Source organism: Streptomyces sp. NPDC057702, assembly GCF_042799315.1.
Lineage (GTDB): Bacteria > Actinomycetota > Actinomycetes > Streptomycetales > Streptomycetaceae > Streptomyces.
Window position 1 is genome coordinate 32,657 of record NZ_JBHVJC010000032.1, and the last position, 21,385, is coordinate 54,041.

Consider the following 21,385-nt stretch of genomic DNA (forward strand, 5'->3'; position numbering starts at 1 on the left):
GGTCGGGCTAGCGTGGCGCCGTCGCCCTGGCGGGCCCCTCGTGTGGCGCTGTCGGGTGGGGCTCGCGGGAGGTGACCAGGAGCAGCGCGCCGGTGGCCAGGGCCGCGCCGGCCACGCAGGTCGCGGGCCAGCCGCCGACCGCCCAGACGCCGGAGGTGAGCGCCGAACCGGCCGCGCCGCCCGCGAAGTAGCTGCTCATATAGGCGGAGTTGAGGCGGTTACGGGCCTCGGGGCGTACCGCGTACACCAGGTGTTGGCTGCTGATGTGGACGGCCTGCACGGCCAGGTCCAGCAGTAGCACGCCGAGCAGCAGCGCGGCCACCGCCCAGCCGCCGCCGGGGCCCGCCGCGAGCAGCGGTGCCCAGGACAGGACGAGGATCAGCGCGCCGACGCGACTGACCCGGTGGGCCAGCCCGCGATCGGCCAGCCGGCCGCTGAGGGAGGCCACCAGGGAACTGGCCGCGCCGACCAGGCCGAGCAGTCCGATCGCCGAGTCGGACCAGCCGTAGTCGGGGCCGGACAGCAGGAACGTCATCGACGTCCACAGCACGCTGAACGAGCCGAACGTCAGCGCCCCGATCGCCGCCCGCCGCCGCAGGACCGGTTCCCGCCGCAGCAGCCCGGCCGTCGAACGCAGCAGCGCCGGGTAGCGCAGGGTGGCCGTCGGCCGCAGCCGGGGCAGGTGGCGGTGGAGGAGTACGGCGAGGATCGCCATGAGGGCCGCGTTGACCCAGTAGACGGTGCGCCAACCGCCGAGGTCGGCCAGCACCCCGGCCGCCGTACGGGCCAGCAGGATGCCGAGCAGCAGCCCGGACATGACGGTGCCGACCGTACGCCCGCGCTCGTGCGGCGCGGCGAGGGTGGCCGCGTACGGGACGACGACCTGGGCGGCGACCGACGAGAAGCCGGTCAGCGCGGTGCCCAGCAGGAGCAGCGCGCCGCTCTGGGCGCTGGCGGTCACGGTCAGGAACGCCGCCGTGGCCCCGGTGAGGCCGACCGCGAGCCGCCGCCGCTCGACCAGGTCGCCCAACGGGACCAGCAGCACCAGGCCCAGCCCGTACCCGACCTGGGCCACCGTGACCACGAGCGCGGCCAGCGAGGACCCCAGCCCCAGGTCGTCACCGATGGTGTCCAGCAACGGCTGGGCGAAGTAGTTCCCCGCCACGGAGAGCCCGGCCGCCACCGACATCAACAGCAGCAGCCCCCGCCCGATCCCCGACGAGCCCCCCTCGCCACGCGGAACGCCGTCCCCGCCGCCCGTGCCGCTCGTCGCCGCGCGGCTTCCCGCGTCGGGGGTGGGCGTGCCGGGGTCCGGTGTCCCGGCGGCTCGTGTCGCGGGGTGCGCCGTCCCGGGGACGGGCGCCGTCACCTCTGCCGCCCCGGGAGTCGCCTTCGGGGGAGTCGCCGTCGTGGGGTCCGCCGCCTCGGCGGCCGGTGTCGCGGGTCCCGCCGCCTCCGGGGGTGTCCCGGTGGCGGATGGTGCCGGGGCGGGTATCCCGGAGTCCGGCGCCCCGGCCCGCGCCGGCGCGGGTGGCGGGGGTGCCACGTGCCGCGACGCGGCGCCGCGCGGCACGCTCCGTGCTGCTGGCGTGGGCGCGTCCGGCGCCGCCTTCCGTACGCCGTCGTCCCGCATGATCTCCTCCGCCGTTCTCGCCGTACGCCGCACGCGCCGACCGGTGGTGGCCCACGCGCCGGGGCGCGGCCGTCGCGCCCCCCGTACCGGGCGCCGGTGGCACCCGCCCGCGACCCTCTCCCGACCGCCACCAGCGAGTCCAACAGTTAATGCCCATGCCCCCCACCGCCCCGCCGCGATCACCAGGCGAAGCCCACGGAGGAGCCGCTACGCGACCGGCGCCGGGCCCCGGCGCCGGCGCCGCCCGGAGCCCCGACCCGGCACCGCCTCGGGTGCGGCTACGGCGCCGCTTCGGGTGCGGCCACGGCGCCGTCCAAAGCCCCGACCCGGCGCCGCCTCGGGTGCGGCTACGGCGCCGCCTCGGGTGCGGCCACGGCGCCGTCCAAAGCCCCGACCCGGCACCGCCTCGGGTGCGGCTACGGCGCCGCTTCGGGTGTCGGTGTGTCCGCCCCCCACGAGGCTGGCGGGTCACTGCCTTGGCCGGTGACTTGCCATGGGCCCCGCGCGCCGCCGTGAGACCGCCCCGGCCACGACTCGGGCGTCGCCGCGCCGACGCCTCGTCCGGCCGCCGCACCGTCCCCCCGGCCGCCACGCGGTCACTCCGGCCGCCGGCCGGCCACCACCCCGGTGGGTACGTCACCGACTCGGGCGCCGGTACGCCGTGGCCCCGGCGGGCGCTGCCCGGGTGTGCGCGCGTCACCGCCTCGGCCGGTGGTTTCGGGCCGTCTCGCGGTCTGGCCGCCAGGCGGGGCCGACCGCGCGTCGGGTCGGCGCGCCTCCCGTGCCACCTCCCCTCCGTGGTGGGCCCGGCGCGCGAGGGCGGCCCGGGGCGGCGTGCCGGCGGCGTGGGGCCGCGTCGAAGTGGGCACCCCGACGGCCGGCGGCCGGGGCCTGCCGTGCCGTGTGTGCGCCGTTTTGTCCAGCCGGGCTGACTGACCACGGGCAAGCCGGGTACCCGTGTCGCATGAGCATCCAGAGCATGGCCCACACCAGAGGTTTCTCGGGCGGTTCGGCTTCCGACGCGGTCGTCGAGCTGGCCGTCAAGCGCGACTACCTGGTCGGCATCGGCCCCCTCGTGGCCGGGCTCGCCGTCGTCGCCGTGCTGATCCTGGCCGTGTCGTACGGCCTCCGCCGCCGAGATCGCGAGCCGCCGCCCCCGCAGGAACCCCAACGCCGCTCCGGCGCGTGGGAGACATCCGAGGAGCACCGCACCGGCCACGTCGCCCCGGACCACGGCCCCGGCCACCAGGAGGACGAGGAGATCGGCTACATCTCCCAACACCGCGTCCCGGACGAGGTGCCCAAGCACGACGGACGGCACCGCCTGATGCCGAACGAGTTCAAGGACTACGGCAACGAGGGCACCAGGCCCGCCCGAGAGGGAGAACACACCGACCGCCGCCGCCACCATCACCACCGATAACCCCTCCGCGCCCCGCCCACCCGGGTAGGCCGCACGCACTGTCGGAGGCCCCGCCCTTTCCGGGCAAGCTGTGCCCTTTCCGGGCAGGCTGTGCCCTTTCCGGGCTGGCTGTGCCCTCTCCGGCTGGCTGTGCCCGCTCGGGTGAGCCGTCTCCTTTCCGGTCGGCTCCGGCTACGTGGGTTTGGCGTGCCTCCGGCTGGCCGCGACCTCTCGGGGGTAGGCCCTGTCTCCCCGGCTGGCTGTGCCTGTTCGGGGTGGGCCGTACGCGGTCGGGTGGGTCGCGTCCTGGTTGTGCCCGTTTGGGTGGGCGGTCTCTTTCCCGGTCGGCTCCGGCTACGTGGGTGTGCCGTGCCCTCTCGGGTAGGCCGCGTCCTCTCGGGCCGGTCGTGCCTCCTCGGGGGTGGGTGCCGTTTCCTTCGGCTGGCTGTGTCCGCTCGGGTAGGTCGCGCCCTCTCCGGTCGGCCGCCTCCTCTCCGGATAGGTCGCGTCCCCCGGCCGGTCGGGCCCGCTCTGGTGGGCACGTCCCCTCCGGCCGGCCCCGCCTACTCGGGTGGGTCACGTCCCCTCCGGTCAGCCCCGTTCACTCCGGTCGGCCGCGTCCGAGACGGCTCGATGTCCCTCACACCTGCCGGCGTACCCGAGGCGGCGAGCCACCCGGCGGCCGGCCGACCTGGCTCCCCCCGCCGCGCCCGCGCGCCGAGCGGACCCGCCGCGCTGCCCAGCGTGCCGCCGCCCCCGACGCGCCCTGCTCCGGTCGGGGCACCCCCCCCCGACATGCCACCGCCGTCCGGCGCGCCCCGCTCCCCGCACGCCCTCGCCGTCCGGCGTGCCTCCCTCCCGGCGGGCCATTCCCACCCGGCGGGCCACTCCCTCCCCGCACGCCCTCGCCGTCCGGCGTGCCTCCCTCCCGGCGGGCCATTCCCACCCGGCGGGCCATTCCCACCCGGCGGGCCATTCCCACCCGGCGTGCCCCGCTCAGGCGCGCCTCGCTCCCGGCGGACCAACGCCATCCGGTGGGCCCGGCCCCCGGCGGGTCACCCCCTCCCACCGTGTCCCCGCGCCCACCGTGCCCCGCACCGTGTCCCGCGCCCGGCACGGAACCGCGCGCCCCGTGGCCGGTCCGTACTCCCCGCTCAGTGCGCGCCAGCGGCCCCGTGGGGCGGGTAGCGTCGGAGGGGTGCCCGAAGAGACTGCTGCCCGCGCGTCGGCCCCGATCCCCGGCCCCGTCCCCGACCAGGCCCCCGCCGCCCCTCGCCCGGCCCGTGACGACGCCCCGCCCCCCGCCGCCGGGTGTCCGATGGCCGCGCTCACGGCAGCGGGCCCCGCCGGCGCCTCGGTCCACGCCACCGGCGGCCACCCGGCGCCAGCCCGCGACTCCTCGGCCCCCAGCACCCCGACCCCCGCGTCCACGGTCCGCGACACCCCGGCCCCCGAGCTGACGGTCCGCGACTCCGCCGGCCACGACACCACGGGCGGCCACTCCCCGGACCGGGCCGCCCACCGCATGAGCTCCAACGTCCCGGCCCGCAGTCGACCGAGCACGGATCCGACCGCTCAGGCCACACCACCCAGCCCCCCGGCCGGGCGACCACCGACGGGACGGGGCACCGAGGCGCGCACGGCGCCCACGCCCACGGCCACCGACAACGCCCCCGCGCGCCCCGACGCCGCCCCCGCACCGGAGACCGTCGCCCGACCCGACGCCACCACCCCACGCGACGCACCCCCACACGCCGACGCCGCGACCACACCAGAAGCGGCCCCTCGCCCGGGGGCCAAGCCCCTGCCGGACACGGCGCCGCGTCCCGCTGCGGAGGTCGCGCCGGACGCGTCCCCTCGCCCCGCCGTCGAGACCTCGCCGGGGGCGGCCCCACCTCCGGGTGCGGAGGCCGCGCCGGAGGTGGCATCCCACCCCGCCACGGAGGCCGCGCCCAAGGCGACCGCGCGCCCCGGCACGGAGACCTCGCTCCCCGCCGCCGAGACCTCGCCGCAGGCGCCCCCACTTCCCGATGCGGAACCTTCGCCGCAGGCGTCCCCTCGCCCCGCCGCCGAGACCTCGCCGAGCGCGGCACCACATGCGAGTGCCGCGACCTCGCCAGCCGCGACCCCGTGCCCCGCTGCCGCGGCCACACCAGAAGCGGTCCCGCCCCTGCGGACCAAGCCCCTGCCGGGGGCGGCGCCACGTCCTGACGCGGAACCTTCGCCGCAGGCGGACGCCTCGCTGGAGGTGCCCCCACACCCCGACGCGGAACCCCCGCCGGAGGCGACCCCCGCGATGCCCGAGCTGTTCACCTGGGAGTTCGCCAGCGACCCGTACCCCGCGTACGCCTGGCTGCGTGAGCACGCGCCGGTGCGGCGGACGACGCTGCCCAGCGGGGTGGAGGCGTGGTTGGTGACGCGGTACGAGGACGCCAAGCGGGTGCTGGCCGATCCGCGGCTGTCCAAGAACCCGTTGCGGCACAGCGCGGCGGCGCACGCCAAGGGGCGGGTCGGGATTCCGGGGGAGCGCAGTGCCGACCTGATGACGCATCTGCTCAACATCGACCCGCCGGACCACACACGGCTGCGCCGCCTGGTCTCGGCGGCGTTCACCCCGCGTCGGGCCGCCGAGTTCGCGCCGCGCGTACAGGAGCTGACGGACCGGTTGATCGACGACTTCGCCGAGCGCGGCAGCGCCGACCTGATCCACGAGTTCGCCTTCCCGCTCCCCATCTACGCCATCTGCGACATGCTCGGCGTCCCGCCCGAGGACCAGGCCGACTTCCGGGACTGGGCCGGCATGATGATCCGGCACGGTGGGGGCCCACGCGGCGGGGTGGCCCGCGCGGTGCGGAAGATCCGCGACTACCTCGCCGACCTGATCCGCCGCAAGCGCGAGAACCTGGGCGATGACCTGATCTCCGGCCTGATCAGGGCCAGCGACCACGGCGAGCACCTGACCGAGAACGAGGCCGCCGCCATGTGCTTCGTCCTCCTCTTCGCGGGCTTCGAGACCACCATCAACCTGATCGGCAACGGCACCCTGGCCCTGCTGCGCCACCCCGACGAGCGCGCCCGGTTGCGGCGTGCCCTCGCGGCGGGCGACGAGGCGCTGCTGCACACCGGCGTGGAGGAACTGCTGCGCTACGACGGGCCCGTCGAACTGGCCACCTGGCGGTTCGCGACCGAGCCGCTGACCATCGACGGCCAGCACGTCGCCACGGGCGAGCCTGTCCTGGTGGTGCTGGCCGCCGCCGACCGTGACCCGCGCCGCTTCCCCGACCCCGACCGGCTCGACCTGAGCCGCCGCGACAACCAGCATCTGGGGTACGGCCACGGCATCCACTATTGCGTCGGCGCCCCGCTCGCCCGCATCGAGGGGCGTACCGCGATCGCCACCCTGCTGACCCGGCTGCCCGACCTGGAACTGGCGGCCGACCCGGCCGAACTGCGCTGGCGCGGCGGGCTCATCATGCGCGGACTGCGCACCCTCCCCGTCACCTTCACCCCGCCCACCAACTAACCCACCCACCACCACCCCCCACCCACGCCACTGGCCCGCACCCACGCCCTCGGCCCACCCACGCCGCTGGCCGGCACCCACGTCGCTGGCCCGCGCGCACCGCTGGCCCGCACCCACGCCCCCGGCCCGCCCACGCCGCTGGCTCGCACCCACGTCGCTGGCCCGCGCGCACCACTGTCCCGCGCCCACACCGCTGCCCCGCGAGCGCACCGCTGGCCGGCACCCACACCGTCGGCCCGTGCGCGCACTACTGGCCCGCGCGCCATCGGACCCGCCCCCGCCCGGCGCCGCACTCCGGTCCGCCCCCCGCCTCGGCCGCTGGCCCGCGCGCTGGATCGATCGGTTCTCGCCCTACGCCCCGCGCCGCTGGCGCCTACGCGCGATCGATCCGCTCCCGCGCCACGGGCCCGTGCCTGGGCCTCGCGCCATCGGCCTGCTCTTACGCCTCCGGCCCGCGCGCGCTCGGCCGACCCGCCCCGCCCCCGCTCCCGCCTGCCCGGCGGGCGTGGGGGCGACCTGACCGACCCGCCCTCGCTTGCCCGCTTACCCGGATCGCCCTGCCCCCGACCCGTCTGCCCGACGGGTCGCCGTCTCGCCGTCAGCGTGTGCCCGCCCGACGCCCCGCGCCACCGACCCGCACGCGATCGATCCGCCCCCGCGCCACGGGCCCGCGTCCGCCCGGGCCTTGCACCATCGCCCTGCCCCCACACCTCTGATCCGCGCGCGATCGCCCTGCCCCCCGCGCGCCATCGACCCGCCCCCCCTGCCCGGCAGCCGGCCACCGCATCCCCGCCCGCCCCCGCTTGCCTGGCGGCCCGCGTCCGCCAGGTGCCCCGTGCCATCAACCCGCTCCACCTGCCCGACAGCCGGCGGCCGGTGGCCGACCACCCCACCTCCGCCCACCACCGCTCGCCTGACGGCCCGCGTCCGCCCGGCGCCCGCGCGCCATCGACTCGCCCCCCTCCCCGGCAGCCGGCCACCGCATCCCCGCCCGCCCCCGCTCGCCTGGCGACCCGCGCCGACCCGGCCCCTCGCGCCATCGCCCGCACCCGCGCCCCGCCCCACCTCCGCCCGCCGGCCCGCACAGCCCCCCACGCCCGCCGGCCCGCACCGCCACCCCGCGCCCGGCGCCCCACCCCACCCCACCCCGCGCCCGGCGCCCCGCACCTCGCGGCACCCGCACCACCCGCCGCTCCCCACCCGCCAAGCGCCAAACGCCAAACGCCAAGCGCCAAGCGCCAAGCGCCAGCTACGTAAGACACGTACGGCGACGGACGGAGCCACCCCCCTCGCACCCGGGTGGCCGAATAGGTCCGCGGGCGCCCCGCGCGCCGGCCGTTCGGCGTGCCGCGCAGCGCGACGCCGCCCGCTCCCGCCGGCGCCATGTGGCCGCGCGCCCGTCCCTGACCTCCCGCGCCCCCTCGTCGCGGCCCGCGCGCCGGGTGTTCCGCCGGCCGCGCGCGAGCGCGTCAGCGCACTGTGCTAGGGCGCGGCTAAACCGTCGCGCGCACCCGTGATCTGACGCCACGTCAGCGACGTGATCGCCGCGTGACCTCCACTACATCAGCTTGTGACGGTCCCGGGCCGGCAGTATGTTCGACCGTCAAAATCTGCCGCCACACGAGAGGCCACCGCATGCGATCCGGCAACGGCAAACACCGACGCCCCCGTCAGGCCCCGGCCATCGTCGTCGCAGCGGGGGTGACCGGCGCGGGAATCGCTCTCCCGCTGCTGGGTGCCACCGGTGCCGGCGCCGCCGACACGGCCACCTGGGACCGGGTCGCCGACTGCGAGAGCGGCGGCACCTGGAGCGCCAACGAGGGCAACGGTCGCTACGGCGGTCTGGGGTTGAGCCTGGACGCCTGGCAGCTCTACGGCGGCAAGGACCACGCGGCCCGCCCGGACCTGGCCAGCCGCGCGCAGCAGATAGCCGTCGCCCAGACGATCCTGTCCGAGCGCGGCCCGGCGGCCTGGAACGACTGCGCCCAGTCGGCCGGCCTCACCGAGGACGGCGAGGTTCCCGACGTCAACCCGGGCGACACCACCCAGGACGACCGGGGCACCGACCGGGGCGACTACGGCCACACGCCAAGCCCCAGACCGGACGCGCCCGACGCGAAGCCCACCCCGGACACCAAGCCCAGCCCGGACGCCACCTCGGAGCCGGCCGGCAAGCCGAACTCCGACACCAGGCCGACCCCGGACGCCGAGCGCACCGACCGGCCCACCCCCGACGCGGACGCCCCCGACGACGCGAAGCCCACCGACGACGCCAGCCCGAGCCCGACCCGGGACGAGGACACGCCGGCCGACCGTGACGGAGCCGGCCGCCAGACGCCGGGTCAGACGCCCGACGCGTCCCGGGGCGACCAGGACGACGCGGGGCGGGACGCCGCGGGGCGGGGCGAGGCCGGGCGGGGCGACGCTCAGCGGCCCGGCGACGCGCGGGAGCGCGAGGACGGCGCGGGCACCGGCAAGCACCGGGGCGAGCCGAGCGAGGAGCCCGGGACGCCCGACGGCGCCACCGGCGACCGCGACACGGACCGGGAGCGCCCCGAGGGTCGGCACGCCGACCGTGGCGAGCGCGGGCGCGCCACCGACCGCACGGGCGATGTCGCCCGGAGTGAGCACAAGGTGCGCGACGGTGACACGCTGTGGGCGATCGCCGAGAAGCACGAGACCCCGGGCGGCTGGCCGGCCCTCTACGAGGCCAACGAAAGCGTCATAGGGGACGATCCCGACCTGATCCTGCCCGGCCAGAAGCTGGACCTGGAGGCCACCGCCAAGCGCTGACCGGCCGCCGCATGGGGGGTTTCGTACGCGAACACCCCGCTTTGCGAAAGTGAGACATGGGTCTCTTCGGATCTCCGGCGTGTCTTGCTTGTCCGGCCTTTGTGCGTGCTGTCTGACCTGCGGGGATGTGATTTTCTTGCGGGTAAACCCCACTGACTTTCCAGGGATGTTGGGGTTTGAGCACTCCGGGGATCTGTGATTACGGTCTTCATCGCTCGCCACCGCGAGCGCCACTGGTCGTCACGCCGAATCCTGCCGGCGGCCGGGGGGAACCGACGCGTCAAGCGCCGAAGGCAGGAGCGGGGGAACCACAGGTAAGTGCCGGACGGCCCGTGGAACGAGGGGGCTGCACGGCTTGGGGTGAAGCCGCGGGAAACCGCGGCCGGGCAACTCACAGTCCGAACCCGACAGCTCACCTCGTAGGCGTCGGTGAGGAAACCAACATGCTGATTTCCAAGGGCAAGCACCGTCGTCCGTCCAAGGCCACCCGCATCGCCACGCTCGCCGGTGTCACCGGTGCCGCCGTCGCCGTGCCGCTGATGGGGGCCACCGGCGCCAACGCCGCCACCACCGGCCAGTGGGACCAGGTCGCCCAGTGCGAGTCCACCGGCAACTGGTCGATCAACACCGGCAACGGCTACTACGGCGGCCTGCAGTTCTCCGCCTCCACCTGGGCCGCGTACGGCGGCACCGCCTACGCCTCGACCGCCGACAAGGCGTCCAAGGCCCAGCAGATACAGATCGCCGAGAAGGTCCTGGCCAGCCAGGGCAAGGGCGCCTGGCCGCACTGTGGCGTCAACCTGACCCAGGGCGGCTACACCGCGCCCAAGCAGACCGCGCCCAAGCAGCAGGCCCCCAAGCAGCAGGCCGCGCCCAAGCAGCAGCAGGCCGCCCCGCAGCAGTCCGCGCCGAAGGCCGCCCCGAAGCACGCCGGGCCGCGCGCCACGGACGAGCAGGCCCCGAGCCGCAGCTCCGAGCGGTACGTGCCCAAGCACGCCGCCCCGAAGCAGGCCGCGCCGCAGCAGACCGCCCCCAAGACGATCAAGAAGGGCGACGGCGAGTACAAGGTCGAGGCCGGCGACACCCTCGCCAAGATCGCCGAGGCCGAGAACGTCAAGGGCGGCTGGGCGAAGCTGTACGACCTGAACGACGACATCGTCACCGATGCCGACCTGATCTACCCGGGCCAGCAGCTCCACCTGAGCTGACCCCTCGTCTGAGGCGCTCGGCCGGCCCCGCCCCGAGCCGGCCCGGCGCCGTCCCGCCCGCACGCCGGGCGCGACCGCAGACCGCCCCGTCACGGTGCGCCTTCCCCCGAGCGCACCGCGGCGGGGCTCCGCGTTTCCCGGCCGCCCCACGGCGCACGGCGCGCCCGTGGCGTACGGGAAACGCGACGTAGGGCCGTACGAGCCCGCGGCGGGGCGCGCCGTACGAGGCGCCAGCGCCGCGCGGGCCGCGGGGGACGCCAGCGGCACCCACGCCGGGCGGGGCGCCGGTAGCGGGCCGGCCCGCACGGGGTGCCGGTGCCGCGCGGGAGGCCGCGGCGTCGCGCTCCGTACGGACCCCTGGCGGGATGCCTCGACCCCCGCGCCCGGCCCGGCCTCCGCCCGTCCCGGCGCCGGCCGTACCCGCCCGTACCCGCCGACGCGGCGTGGTCGACCGGCGGTCGGCTGACGGACGGCTGGTGGTCGGCGGACCGTCGTCCGGGGCGCGTAAGCATGCCGCGGGCGCCCCGCGCGAGGACCCCGGCCAGCGCTGCCCGGGGGAGCCGCGCCGCCGATTCGGTTGCGTCATTCGCCCGACGATCTGCGCTTTTGCCCCTCTTGTCGTCTCGTCGGGCGGGCGCGCGGCGAGCCGGGGTGCCGGGGCCGGTTAGGCTCGTGTCGCAGAAGCTCAGACCCACACGAAGGAGACCGCTCGTGCCGTCTATCGACGTCGTCGTAGCTCGCGAGATCCTCGACTCGCGAGGCAACCCCACGGTCGAGGTCGAGGTCGGCCTCGACGACGGCAGCACCGGCCGTGCTGCCGTACCGTCCGGCGCCTCGACCGGCCAGTTCGAGGCCCTGGAGCTGCGGGACGGCGACAAGGCCCGTTACGGCGGCAAGGGTGTGGAGAAGGCCGTGCTCGCCGTCATCGAGCAGATCGGCCCGGAGCTGGTCGGCTACGACGCCACCGAGCAGCGCCTGATCGACCAGGCCATGTTCGACCTGGACGCCACCCCGGACAAGTCCTCGCTCGGCGCCAACGCCATCCTCGGCGTCTCGCTCGCCGTCGCGCACGCCGCCTCCGAGGCGTCCGACCTGCCGCTCTTCCGCTACCTGGGCGGCCCCAACGCGCACCAGCTCCCGGTGCCGATGATGAACATCCTCAACGGCGGCTCGCACGCCGACTCCAACGTGGACATCCAGGAGTTCATGATCGCGCCCATCGGCGCGGAGTCCTTCTCCGAGGCGCTGCGCTGGGGCACCGAGGTCTACCACACGCTCAAGGGCGTCCTGAAGGAGCGCGGCCTGTCCACCGGCCTCGGCGACGAGGGCGGCTTCGCGCCGAACCTGGACTCCAACCGCGAGGCGCTCGACCTCATCGTCGAGGCCATCAAGAAGGCCGGCTACACCCCCGGCCAGGACATCGCGCTCGCGCTCGACGTCGCCGCGTCCGAGTTCTTCAAGGACGGCGCGTACGCCTTCGAGGGCCAGGCCCGCAGCGCCGCCGAGATGACCGCGTACTACGCCGAGCTGGTCTCCGCCTACCCGCTGGTCTCCATCGAGGACCCGCTGAACGAGGAGGACTGGGACGGCTGGAAGACCCTGACCGACGAGCTCGGCGACAAGGTGCAGATCGTGGGTGACGACCTGTTCGTCACCAACCCCGAGCGCCTGGCCCGTGGCATCGACTCCGGCACGGCCAACGCCCTGCTGGTCAAGGTCAACCAGATCGGCTCGCTGACCGAGACGCTGGACGCGGTCGAGCTGGCCCAGCGCAGCGGCTTCAAGTGCATGATGTCCCACCGCTCCGGCGAGACCGAGGACGTCACCATCGCCGACCTGGCCGTGGCCACCAACTGCGGTCAGATCAAGACCGGCGCCCCGGCCCGCTCCGAGCGCGTGGCCAAGTACAACCAGCTCCTGCGCATCGAGGAGATCCTCGACGACGCGGCCGTCTACGCGGGCCGCAGCGCCTTCCCGCGCTTCCGCTTCGCGGGCTGAGTCGGCGCCCGCCGCGCCCACCGCGCGGCGAGCCCGCCGCTTTTCCGTCCGTCCCCGGCCCCGGTCCCGTACCGTGGCCGGGGACGTACGTGTGTGCTGGCGGTGCGCGTTCGGCCGGCCGGCATCCGCCGACCGACCCGCGCGCACGCCGCCCAGGCGCGCACGCCCGACCAGGGCCGACGGCGGCTGACCAGGGCTCACCACGGCCCGTGGCAGCCGGTCACGGCCGCCACGGACGACCACGGATGAAGGGGAGAGACGTGCCCGCGGACCGGTTCTCCACCGCGACCAGGCTGAGGGTGCTCGGCGAGAACGCCGCGGCCCGGGTCTACCGGGCCCGCACCCGGGCCAGGCCACCCCGCCGCGGCCGGCTCACCGGCCGCGCCGCGCTCCTCGCGCTCGTCGTCTGTTCCCTGGTCGTCGCGCTGGCGTACCCGATACGGCAGTACGTCTCCCAGCGCTCCGACATCGCCGACCAGCGCCGGCAGGCCGAGCGCATCCGCGAGGACGTCGAGCGGCTGCGCGAGCGCAAGGCCCGCCTGGCGGACCCCGCGTACATCGAGCGGCTGGCCCGCGAGCACCTGCACTACCTGCGCCCCGGCGAGACCGGGTACAGCATGCTGGGCCCGGACGACGAGGACGCCGAGCGCTCCGACGAGGACCGCTCCGCCGACCAGCCCTGGTACGGCAACCTCTGGGGTGAGGTGGACGCGGCCGACGCCCAGCGCTGACCCCGCGCGTACCGGCCACCGGCGCGCACCCCGCACCCCGTCCGCCACCCGCTGCCCGCCACACCGGGCACCGGGCGCGGCGCCCGACGAACCGAACGAAGAGAAAACCCTTCACGCATGGACACGCCCCCACCGCAGACCGCCCACGCCGCCCCGACCGACGCGGACGTCACCGCCGTCGGCGACCAGCTCGGGCGCGTCCCACGCGGCCTGCGCGCGATCGCCCACCGCTGCCCGTGCGGCAACCCGGACGTCGTCGAGACCGCGCCCCGGCTGCCGGACGGCTCGCCGTTCCCGACGCTGTACTACCTGACGTGCCCGCGCGCCGCCTCCGCCATCGGCACGCTGGAGGCCGAGGGCGTGATGCGGGAGATGACGGCGCGGCTGGCCACCGACCCGGAGCTGGCCGCCGCCTACCGCGCCGCCCACGAGGACTACATCGCCCGCCGCGACGCCGTCGAGGTCCTCGCCGGCTTCCCCAGCGCCGGCGGCATGCCCGACCGCGTCAAGTGCCTGCACGTCCTGGTCGGCCACTCGCTGGCCGCCGGCCCCGGCGTCAACCCGCTGGGCGACGAGGCCATCGCGCTGCTGCCCGAGTGGTGGCGCAAGGGCCCGTGCGTCACCCCGGGCGGGGCGTGCGCGAGCGGCGGGCCGGTCGCCGAAACCGGTCCGGGCGAGCCGGCGGGCACCGCCGCCCCGGGCGCGCACCCGACCGAGGCCGCCCCGGGCGAAGCCCCGGCCGAGGGCGGCCCGGGTACGTCGGCGGGCACCCCCGACCCCGAAGGAGACCGCGAGTGAAGCGCGTCGCCGCCATCGACTGCGGCACCAACTCCATCCGCCTGCTCGTCGCCGACATCGACCCGGACACCGGCGCGCTGCACGAGCTGGACCGCCGCATGACCATCGTCCGTCTCGGCCAGGACGTGGACCGCACCGGCCGGCTGGCCCCCGAGGCGCTGGAGCGCACCTTCGCCGCCTGCCGCGAGTACGCCAAGGTCATCCAGGACCTCGGCGTCCCCGGCGGCCCGCGCCCCGCGCTGCGCTTCGTCGCCACCTCGGCCTCGCGCGACGCCTCCAACCGGGCGGACTTCGTCCGTGGCGTACGCGAGATCCTCGGCGTCGAACCCGAGGTCATCACCGGCGACGAGGAGGCCGCCGTCTCCTTCGCCGGCGCCACCCGCGAGCTGACCGCCGACCCCACCGCGCCGCACAGCGGCCCCTACCTGGTGGTGGACATCGGCGGCGGCTCCACGGAGTTCGTCGTCGGCGACCGCACGGTACGCGCCGCGCGCAGCGTCAACGTCGGCTGCGTCCGGATGACGGAACGCCACCTGGCCGACGACAGCGGCCACATCGCCGAGCCCGGCATCCCGACCCCGGACCAGGTCGCCGCCATCCGGGCCGACATCGAGGCCGCCCTCGACGACGTCGAACGCACCGTCCCGCTCCGCCCCGCCGACGGCCCTCCCACCCTGGTCGGCCTCGCCGGCTCGGTCACCACGGTCGCCGCCATCGCCCTGGACCTGCCCGCCTACGACTCGGCCGCCATCCACCACGCGGTCATCCCCGTCGAGCGCGTCCGCGAGATCACCGACCGCCTCCTGAACTCCACCCACGCCGAACGCGCCGCGATCCCCGTCATGCACCCCGGCCGCGTGGACGTCATCGCCGCCGGCGCCCTGGTCCTCCTCACCCTCATGGAACGCGCCGGCGCCCACGAGGTCGTCGTGAGCGAACACGACATCCTGGACGGCATCGCGTTCTCAGCGGCGGAACCGGCCACGAAGTAGGCCCGCCTCCCGCCTCCCGGCCCCGCGAACCCCGGCGGGGAGCCCTGCCGGGGGCACCGCAGACACCGGAGGCATCCCCGCGTACGCGGGGACCAGCACGGGAGGAAGCTGTCGTTCAGGCCGACGATGGGACCATCCCCGCGTGCGCGGGAACCAGATCCTCGGCGCGGAGGCCGACGTGCCCCGCGAGGGACCATCCCCGCGTGCGCGGGGACCAGCCCAAGATCAGATGCAGCTCACGACCCAGGTGAGGGCCATCCCCGCGTGCGCGGGGACCAGGTCGAGCGTGAACGCGCGCTCCACTGTGCCGTGGGGCCATCCCCGCGTGCGCGGGGACCAGCTTGGCCTCCGTCTCGCGGAGCTTGGTGCGGTAGGGGCCATCCCCGCGTGCGCGGGGACCAGAACGGTTGGCACCCGCACCTGCACGTCGCCGTGGGGCCATCCCCGCGTGCGCGGGGACCAGCGCAGCTGACGGAGGATGGGCGGGGCGGGTGGCGGGCCATCCCCGCGTGCGCGGGGACCAGACGGTCGGTCACATCCGCGACGGGCTGGACTGGGGGCCATCCCCGCGTGCGCGGGGACCAGTACGAAGAGGCCGCTCGACACGGCGGTGCGCACGGGCCATCCCCGCGTGCGCGGGGACCAGAGGCTGCTCGCTCCCGGGCCGACGCCGGCGACGGGGCCATCCCCGCGTGCGCGGGGACCAGCTCGTCGCGTGGATGGAGGAGGCCGCCAACACGGGGCCATCCCCGCGTGCGCGGGGACCAGTGCTGGTCCAGCACGGCACGGCCGGGCCTACTGGGGCCATCCCCGCGTGCGCGGGGACCAGTCCGTGTGGGCCACGAGCACCCGGCTCTCCGCGGGGCCATCCCCGCGTGCGCGGGGACCAGCCGTTGAGCCGCACGCACAAATCTGCCGTCCCGGGGCCATCCCCGCGTGCGCGGGGACCAGAGTTATTGACCTGCGGTTTTACTTGGCGGGAGGCCGGTTTTCTGCAACTTCCGCTGAGCGCGACCTATCGCCCAAGGCCGGCAATTCGCTCACCCGCGCCTCTCCTTGACCTGCCGGGCGTAGAAGCCGCCCGCCCTGTCTCCAGTCACGAACGCTGACGATACCTGGAGCCGAGACAGGGGGCGTTCGGCTCCCTTTCCTTGGGTGGCCGGTGGAGACCGGACGGGTGGGGTGCACGACCATGGACCCTCCGGGTTCCGGACTCCGGGTCGGGCACCCAGGTCGCCTCGTCCGCGAACACGGGTCCGTCGCAGATGGTTGGCCAGCACCTCGGGGGAGGGGGGCACGGACGGGCGAACAGCGCGCCCTCCCAGATCAGGAACCGGAAGCTGCGGCCGGGCTCGTACAGCACCTGTTGATGCCGCATGCGTGTGCGTATCGCGTCCTCCGCGTCCCGTGGAACGCGTCGGAAGGTCGCGGCAGCGGCGAACACGTGGCGTGCGTAGTCGGCTGTCTGGGCCAGCCCAGGCGCGAGGGCGACCTCCAGTGCGCGGATCGCCCGAGTGGCTTCCGTCTCCGCGATGGCCACATCCTGTCGCGGCCGGAACCCGTCGGCGAGCTGACGACGCCACGACCGGTACGTCGTCTCCAGGCCGGCTAGTCGGCCCTTTAGCTCGCCCGCCACGTCTTGCCGTCCGACGGCTGCCGCCCAACTCGTCAGGTCGGCGGGTGTCGCGGTTTGTTCGCCGGTCTCCAGGCGCGGGACCTTCGACGGGTGCCAACCCAGCGCCTCGGCCAGATCCCTGCCGGTCGTGTCAGCCTTGGTAATGGTGGAGTCGGGTATTGGAACCCTCTGAATACCCCGCTCACTGATGCACTTCGCGGATGCTTTTGAACGCCTCTCTGAACGCCGGCAGGCACTCCTGGGGCATCCGGAAGCCCCCAGTGCGCTGGTAAGAGCGCTTGTTGGGGTCGTTGTTGGCCGCGATCGGTTTGGGGAGCCCGGGCGGCAGCTCCTGTCGCTTGATCAGCGCGTTGATGGTGCGGGTGATCGAGCCGGTCCGCCCCTTGAGGGAGGCTCCGTCGTCGCCTCGTAGCTTGGCCGCATCGCCCCATCCGTCACCTTCCACGGTGACCTGGAAGATGTTGCGTTGGAGATCAGGCAGAGCTCGCAGCAGGATCTGTGCGTAGTCCCCTGTCCATTGAGGAACAGGAGGTGCGACCTCCATGTGCAACCCTCGCCCCGCAGCAAGTTGCACAAGCTCGCGAGCGAACTCCTCGGGGACATCCTCAATCACGATCTTCATGTGAACCTCCATAGCGGTTCATGAGCCTCGATAGACCCAACTTAGAGACCTGGTCCGCTGTATGTCTAGGCTTAATCGCGGCTCTTTGGAGGGTTAAGTCGTTGGGGGGCCGGGCTCATCGGCACTCGTCGAGCGGCGCTGGGCGACGTCGGCGGCGTAGGCGGCCCAGTCCCCGCCCGATGCCTGCTGCCACTGGACGGCCACTTTGATGTGGACCCCGAGCATCCGGGCGAGGATCGCGGCGGGCACTTCGGTGGCGAGGGCGAACAACGCGGTGGAGCGGTCCTGCTTGGGCCGGATCCCGATCTTGTGGAGGCGCTGGCCGATCCGGTCGTCGCCGAGGGGGCGTCCCGGCTGACCTCCGGGGAAGAGCCAGGGAGCGTCCTCCGGGGTGCCGATCTTGGCCTTGCCGCGGCGGGTCGCGACGAGCTCGCGGACCAGGCTGGCCAGCGGCGCGGGGAGGACGACCGGCGAGGTGCCAAACGTGATGGCGACAGAGTCGCCGTCGAAGTCGACGTCACCGACGGCGAGTTGGCTGATGGTGGCGATCTTCTGTGCGTAGAGGATCAGCAGCAGTCCTGCGACGCGGTCCGGGGTCGGCAGCGTGTCGTCGCTGAGGAGGCGCCGGGCGTCCGCCCAGCGTTTCTCGCTGTCGATGGTGCTGAGCGGGCCGGTCCAGCGGACGGTGCCATAGGTCAGGTCGCGGGCATGCCGGTGCTGTACCGACCAGCGGACGAAGTGGCCGGTCTCGTCGGGGTAGCTGACCGTGGGGTCGGCCATCCAGCGTTCCAGGTCCGTCTGGGTGCAGGTCCCGATTGCGAGCCCTTCGCCGACGAGCCAGTCGAGGAAGTTGTTCGCCGCGGTGACGTGGCAGCGCACGTTCAGGTCCTGGAGCCGGGTGGTGTGGTCTTCACCGAGGCGGCGCCGGAGCCGGCGCATGTGGTGCCAGACCGCGTGGCCGTGCAGGATTCGCCGTTCGGCGAGATCGGTGCGGGCCTGGACCGTCGCAGTGATCCATTTCTCCAGGGCGACCAGCCGTTCGTCGCGGGGCGGCAGGGCGCCGGTCGCGACCAGGACACTGCGCAGGTGGGCCAGAACCTTGCCCGGGGGCAGTTCGTCGAGGACCTCGTGGGTAACGGGCCGCTCGTCGCGGCCTATGCGTTCCAGGAGGTCACGGGCCTTGGAGCGGGAGACCCAGGCGAAAGCGACGTCGGGACGATCGGCGCTCGTCAACGCGTCGTGGAACGGGGCGAGTTCGGGGCGGATGGCCCCGTCCGGGCCGCCGAGGAGGTCACATACTTGCTGGTCGAGGACGCATCGTTGGCAGGGGCGGGTGCTGAGCTGCCAGGTGATGGTGCAGACCGGGCAGCGACCCCAGAAGCCCGGGTCGGGGTTGGTGCACTTCGCGCACAACGGCTCCTCCCAGGTTCCGCTGCGGGCCTGGGCGACGGTGCCGCAGCCGCTGCAGGCCACCCATCGCTGCTGGCAGCGGTCGCACCAGGGCTGGCCGGTAGCCCGGGACATGTCGCAGAGCGCCGTCCGCCCGCAGATGCCGCACTCCGCGGTAATCCTCGGCCGGCAGTTCTGGCAGCGTGGGCCATCAGGCAGCCGGTTCGCGACGGGCTTGCGTCGGCCGCAGTCGACGCACTCCTCCAGGTTCTCGGGCTGTCTGATCATGCAGTTCGGACACAACGGCCGGCCCTAGGCGTCGCGGGTGGCGGGCTCACGCACGGCGCCGCAGCCGAAGCAGGAGACGGCTGCGTGGTGGGCGAAGCAGGCCCGGCAGATCCTCTTGCCGTCCAGCAGCTTGGACAGCGTCTTCACTCCGTGGCAGCGTGGGCAGGCCGGTCGGACGACCTTGGTCGCTCCGGCCCTGACGAGTTCGTCGATAAACCGTAGGGCGGCCGGGGTGGGGGCTTCGTAGCCGGCACCGGTCAGCAGCTCAGGATAGGCGACGACGGCCCAGGCCAGGCGGCGCTGGCCGGCGGGCCGGACGGTGGCCCGCCCGAGCGCGGCCAGGACTGCGACGTCGTTGAGGGCGGGGTCGAGGTTCGTGACGAGTTCGGTGAGTTCCTGGAGTGGATCGCCCTCGCTGTCCGGGCAGTTCGCGCAGCGGGGCTCACCGCGGCGGTCCCGGCTGACGACGCGTCGTACTTCGTGGCATCCCGCGCAGACGGCGGGCTTGTCGAGGCAGGGTGAGCATCCCCACCGGCCTCCGGTGCTGCTGCCGACGTAGCGGCATGCGCGGCCGCACTCGCCGCAGTGGGGCAGTGCAACGTCCTGGGAGCCCGTCTCGTTCAGGGCCATCAGCAGTTTCGCGACGCAGTAGGGCGCCGGCGGCTGTCCGGTCCGCAGCAGTGACGGGTCGTCGTGCAGGGCCTGGGCGAGGCTGCGGCGCCCGGCTCGTGTGCGTACGACCGTGAGGACGATGTCGCGGACGCGCTCGGCGGGGAGGCTCTTTTCGACGTTCCCGATCAGCCGCACGACCAGGCCGACCGGATCCGCGATGACCTCCTCGGCGAGACCTGTCACCGGTCGACCCCGCTGATGCGGGCTCGCCGGGGCCGCAGGTCGCCGACTCCTTCGGAGACCGACGTGCCACCTGCGGCGGCCTTCTTCGGCTTCGTCGCGGAGCCGGCCACGGCGATGGGCTCGATGAGGTCGTCCATGGTGCAGTCGAGGATGTCGAGCAGGGCCATGAGGATCTTCAGGCTGAGGCGTTCGGGCCGCTCGACGACGAGCCGGTAGACCTGGCTCGACGACAGGCTGATACCGCGTTCCTTCAGCGGCGGGATGAGGTCGGTGGTGGAGAACATCCCGCGGTCCGCCATGACCTTGCGCAGGTGCCAGTGGTAGTCGAGCTTGGCGGCCATCATCGGGTCCTTCCTCGTCAGACGCCGGCGAACGCCGGGGCCAGGGCCTTGCTCAAGGCAGCGTTCATGAAGTCGTCGCTGACGTGCGTGTAGATGGTCGTGGAGCTGTCGCACTCGTGACCGACCTGCTGCTGAATGAATCGCCTATCCACTCCGTCTTCGGTCAAATGCGTGACATATGAATGACGGATTGAGTGCGGGACGAGTTCTTTTGGGAGCTTTAGGGCGTCGCGGTATGCCTCGAACCGGTCGTTGATGGAGCCGGGCTGGAGGCGTCCGCCGCGTTCGGTGATCCAGAGAGCCGGGTGGTCGGGGAACCCGAAGCGCGGCCGGACGTTCTCGACGTAGTCCGCGACCGCCTCGACGGCCCAGTCCAGCGGGACCATCCCCGCACGCGCGGAGAGCAGGCCTAGGGAGTTGCCAGGGAGAAACGGCCCACGGGACCATCCCCGCACGCGCGGGGAGCAGGCCTGGCTGGTCCTACGACGCGGTGGCCGCGACGGGACCATCCCCGCACGCGCGGGGAGCAGATGGCTCGCAGGGTGTCGCTGCCACCGAGCTCGGGACCATCCCCGCACGCGCGGGGAGCAGCCCGGCCGGTACGACAAGGCCGACGCCGCCTCGGGACCATCCCCGCACGCGCGGGGAGTAGCGGATGTCGGCGGGCGACGGCGGTGTCTTGGCGGGACCACCCCCGCACGCGCGGGGAGCAGAGCTCGCCGGTGCGCTTGCGGTAGCCGGTGGCGGGACCATCCCCGCACGCGCGGGGAGCAGCAGGCCCACCTGGTCGGGCGCCAGGTGCCACGTGGACCATCCCCGCACGCGCGGGGAGCAGTGCCGGCCTGCTCCGCCTCGACCGTGTAGGCGGGGACCATCCCCGCACGCGCGGGGAGCAGACCATGCCGTCACTCAGGCAGGTGTGCGACCAGGGACCATCCCCGCACGCGCGGGGAGCAGACGGGCCCCGACCTCGCCTGCGCCCCGCCCGGGGGACCATCCCCGCACGCGCGGGGAGCAGTGCATCAGGGCGAGTTGCGCGCGGCTCGCGCCGGGACCATCCCCGCACGCGCGGGGAGCAGGCCCGCCGCCGGGGGTTGTGGGCGATGGACCAGGGACCATCCCCGCACGCGCGGGGAGCAGGCGGCGTTGCTCCAGTGCCGGGTGTCCAGCGCGGGA

At 74.6% G+C, this 21,385-nt stretch carries 15 protein-coding genes, 2 CRISPR repeat arrays and 1 riboswitch (1 of these 18 only partly in view); of the genes, 8 read left to right on the forward strand and 7 right to left on the reverse strand.

All coding sequences use genetic code 11. The annotated features are described in order from the left end of the window. Positions 1 to 7: 7 nt before the first annotated feature. Complete coding sequence (locus tag ACFVFR_RS23850) at positions 8 to 1,189, reverse strand: MFS transporter (protein WP_383705096.1); 1,182 nt, start codon at positions 1,187 to 1,189, stop codon at positions 8 to 10. A gap of 1,408 nt (positions 1,190 to 2,597) precedes the next feature. Between ACFVFR_RS23850 and ACFVFR_RS23855 the strand changes: the two genes are divergently transcribed. From ACFVFR_RS23855 to ACFVFR_RS23890, 8 genes are all read left to right on the forward strand, one after another. Beyond that, complete coding sequence (locus ACFVFR_RS23855; RefSeq protein ID WP_383704976.1) at positions 2,598 to 3,056, forward strand: DUF6479 family protein; 459 nt, start codon at positions 2,598 to 2,600, stop codon at positions 3,054 to 3,056. Between the two features lie 2,275 nt (positions 3,057 to 5,331). Continuing rightward, positions 5,332 to 6,558: a cytochrome P450 gene (locus ACFVFR_RS23860; protein WP_383704979.1), complete on the forward strand. Its 1,227-nt coding sequence runs from the start codon at positions 5,332 to 5,334 to the stop codon at positions 6,556 to 6,558. Between the two features lie 1,635 nt (positions 6,559 to 8,193). Then, positions 8,194 to 9,351, forward strand: a complete 1,158-nt coding sequence (locus ACFVFR_RS23865; protein WP_383704982.1) for a transglycosylase family protein — start codon at positions 8,194 to 8,196, stop codon at positions 9,349 to 9,351. A 275-nt stretch (positions 9,352 to 9,626) separates the two neighbouring features. Next, positions 9,627 to 9,792: riboswitch (cyclic di-AMP (ydaO/yuaA leader) on the forward strand. A gap of 2 nt (positions 9,793 to 9,794) precedes the next feature. Continuing rightward, positions 9,795 to 10,559: a transglycosylase family protein gene (locus ACFVFR_RS23870; RefSeq protein ID WP_383704985.1), complete on the forward strand. Its 765-nt coding sequence runs from the start codon at positions 9,795 to 9,797 to the stop codon at positions 10,557 to 10,559. A 711-nt stretch (positions 10,560 to 11,270) separates the two neighbouring features. Beyond that, positions 11,271 to 12,557 (forward strand): phosphopyruvate hydratase, encoded by a 1,287-nt coding sequence (gene eno / locus ACFVFR_RS23875; protein WP_383704988.1) that lies wholly within the window; start codon positions 11,271 to 11,273, stop codon positions 12,555 to 12,557. A 260-nt stretch (positions 12,558 to 12,817) separates the two neighbouring features. Beyond that, positions 12,818 to 13,288, forward strand: a complete 471-nt coding sequence (locus ACFVFR_RS23880; protein ID WP_383704991.1) for a septum formation initiator family protein — start codon at positions 12,818 to 12,820, stop codon at positions 13,286 to 13,288. Between the two features lie 117 nt (positions 13,289 to 13,405). Further along, a complete protein-coding gene (locus ACFVFR_RS23885) occupies positions 13,406 to 14,086 on the forward strand; it encodes a DUF501 domain-containing protein (protein WP_383704993.1) in 681 nt (226 codons plus the stop codon). After that, complete coding sequence (locus ACFVFR_RS23890; RefSeq protein WP_383704995.1) at positions 14,083 to 15,078, forward strand: exopolyphosphatase; 996 nt, start codon at positions 14,083 to 14,085, stop codon at positions 15,076 to 15,078. Before ACFVFR_RS23885 ends, ACFVFR_RS23890 begins: the two co-directional genes overlap by 4 nt. 67 nt (positions 15,079 to 15,145) lie before the next feature. Continuing rightward, positions 15,146 to 16,029: direct repeats of the CRISPR family, unit length 28 nt; unit sequence GGGCCATCCCCGCGTGCGCGGGGACCAG. A gap of 145 nt (positions 16,030 to 16,174) precedes the next feature. Here ACFVFR_RS23890 and ACFVFR_RS23895 read toward each other — a convergent pair. The 6 genes from ACFVFR_RS23895 to ACFVFR_RS23920 form a co-directional block, all read right to left on the reverse strand. Beyond that, the gene (locus ACFVFR_RS23895) at positions 16,175 to 16,714 is read right to left on the reverse strand and encodes a Scr1 family TA system antitoxin-like transcriptional regulator (protein WP_383704998.1); all 540 of its coding nucleotides are present in this window, start codon (positions 16,712 to 16,714) and stop codon (positions 16,175 to 16,177) included. Positions 16,715 to 16,895: 181 nt separating this feature from the next. After that, positions 16,896 to 17,336 carry a hypothetical protein gene (locus ACFVFR_RS23900; RefSeq protein WP_383705000.1) on the reverse strand — a complete coding sequence of 147 codons (441 nt, stop codon included), beginning with the start codon at positions 17,334 to 17,336 and terminating at the stop codon, positions 16,896 to 16,898. A 93-nt stretch (positions 17,337 to 17,429) separates the two neighbouring features. Beyond that, a complete protein-coding gene (locus ACFVFR_RS23905) occupies positions 17,430 to 19,013 on the reverse strand; it encodes a hypothetical protein (RefSeq protein ID WP_383705002.1) in 1,584 nt (527 codons plus the stop codon). Positions 19,014 to 19,037: 24 nt separating this feature from the next. Continuing rightward, positions 19,038 to 19,868: a hypothetical protein gene (locus ACFVFR_RS23910; RefSeq protein WP_383705004.1), complete on the reverse strand. Its 831-nt coding sequence runs from the start codon at positions 19,866 to 19,868 to the stop codon at positions 19,038 to 19,040. Then, positions 19,865 to 20,212: a helix-turn-helix transcriptional regulator gene (locus tag ACFVFR_RS23915; RefSeq protein ID WP_131123849.1), complete on the reverse strand. Its 348-nt coding sequence runs from the start codon at positions 20,210 to 20,212 to the stop codon at positions 19,865 to 19,867. The genes ACFVFR_RS23910 and ACFVFR_RS23915 overlap by 4 nt, the downstream gene beginning before the upstream one ends. Before the next feature lie 14 nt (positions 20,213 to 20,226). Further along, entirely contained in the window at positions 20,227 to 20,586 is a 360-nt protein-coding gene (locus ACFVFR_RS23920; RefSeq protein WP_383705098.1) for a tyrosine-type recombinase/integrase, read from the reverse strand. A 1-nt stretch (position 20,587) separates the two neighbouring features. Further along, positions 20,588 to 21,385: a CRISPR direct-repeat array (repeat unit 28 nt; unit sequence GGACCATCCCCGCACGCGCGGGGAGCAG) (it continues 86 nt past the right edge of the window).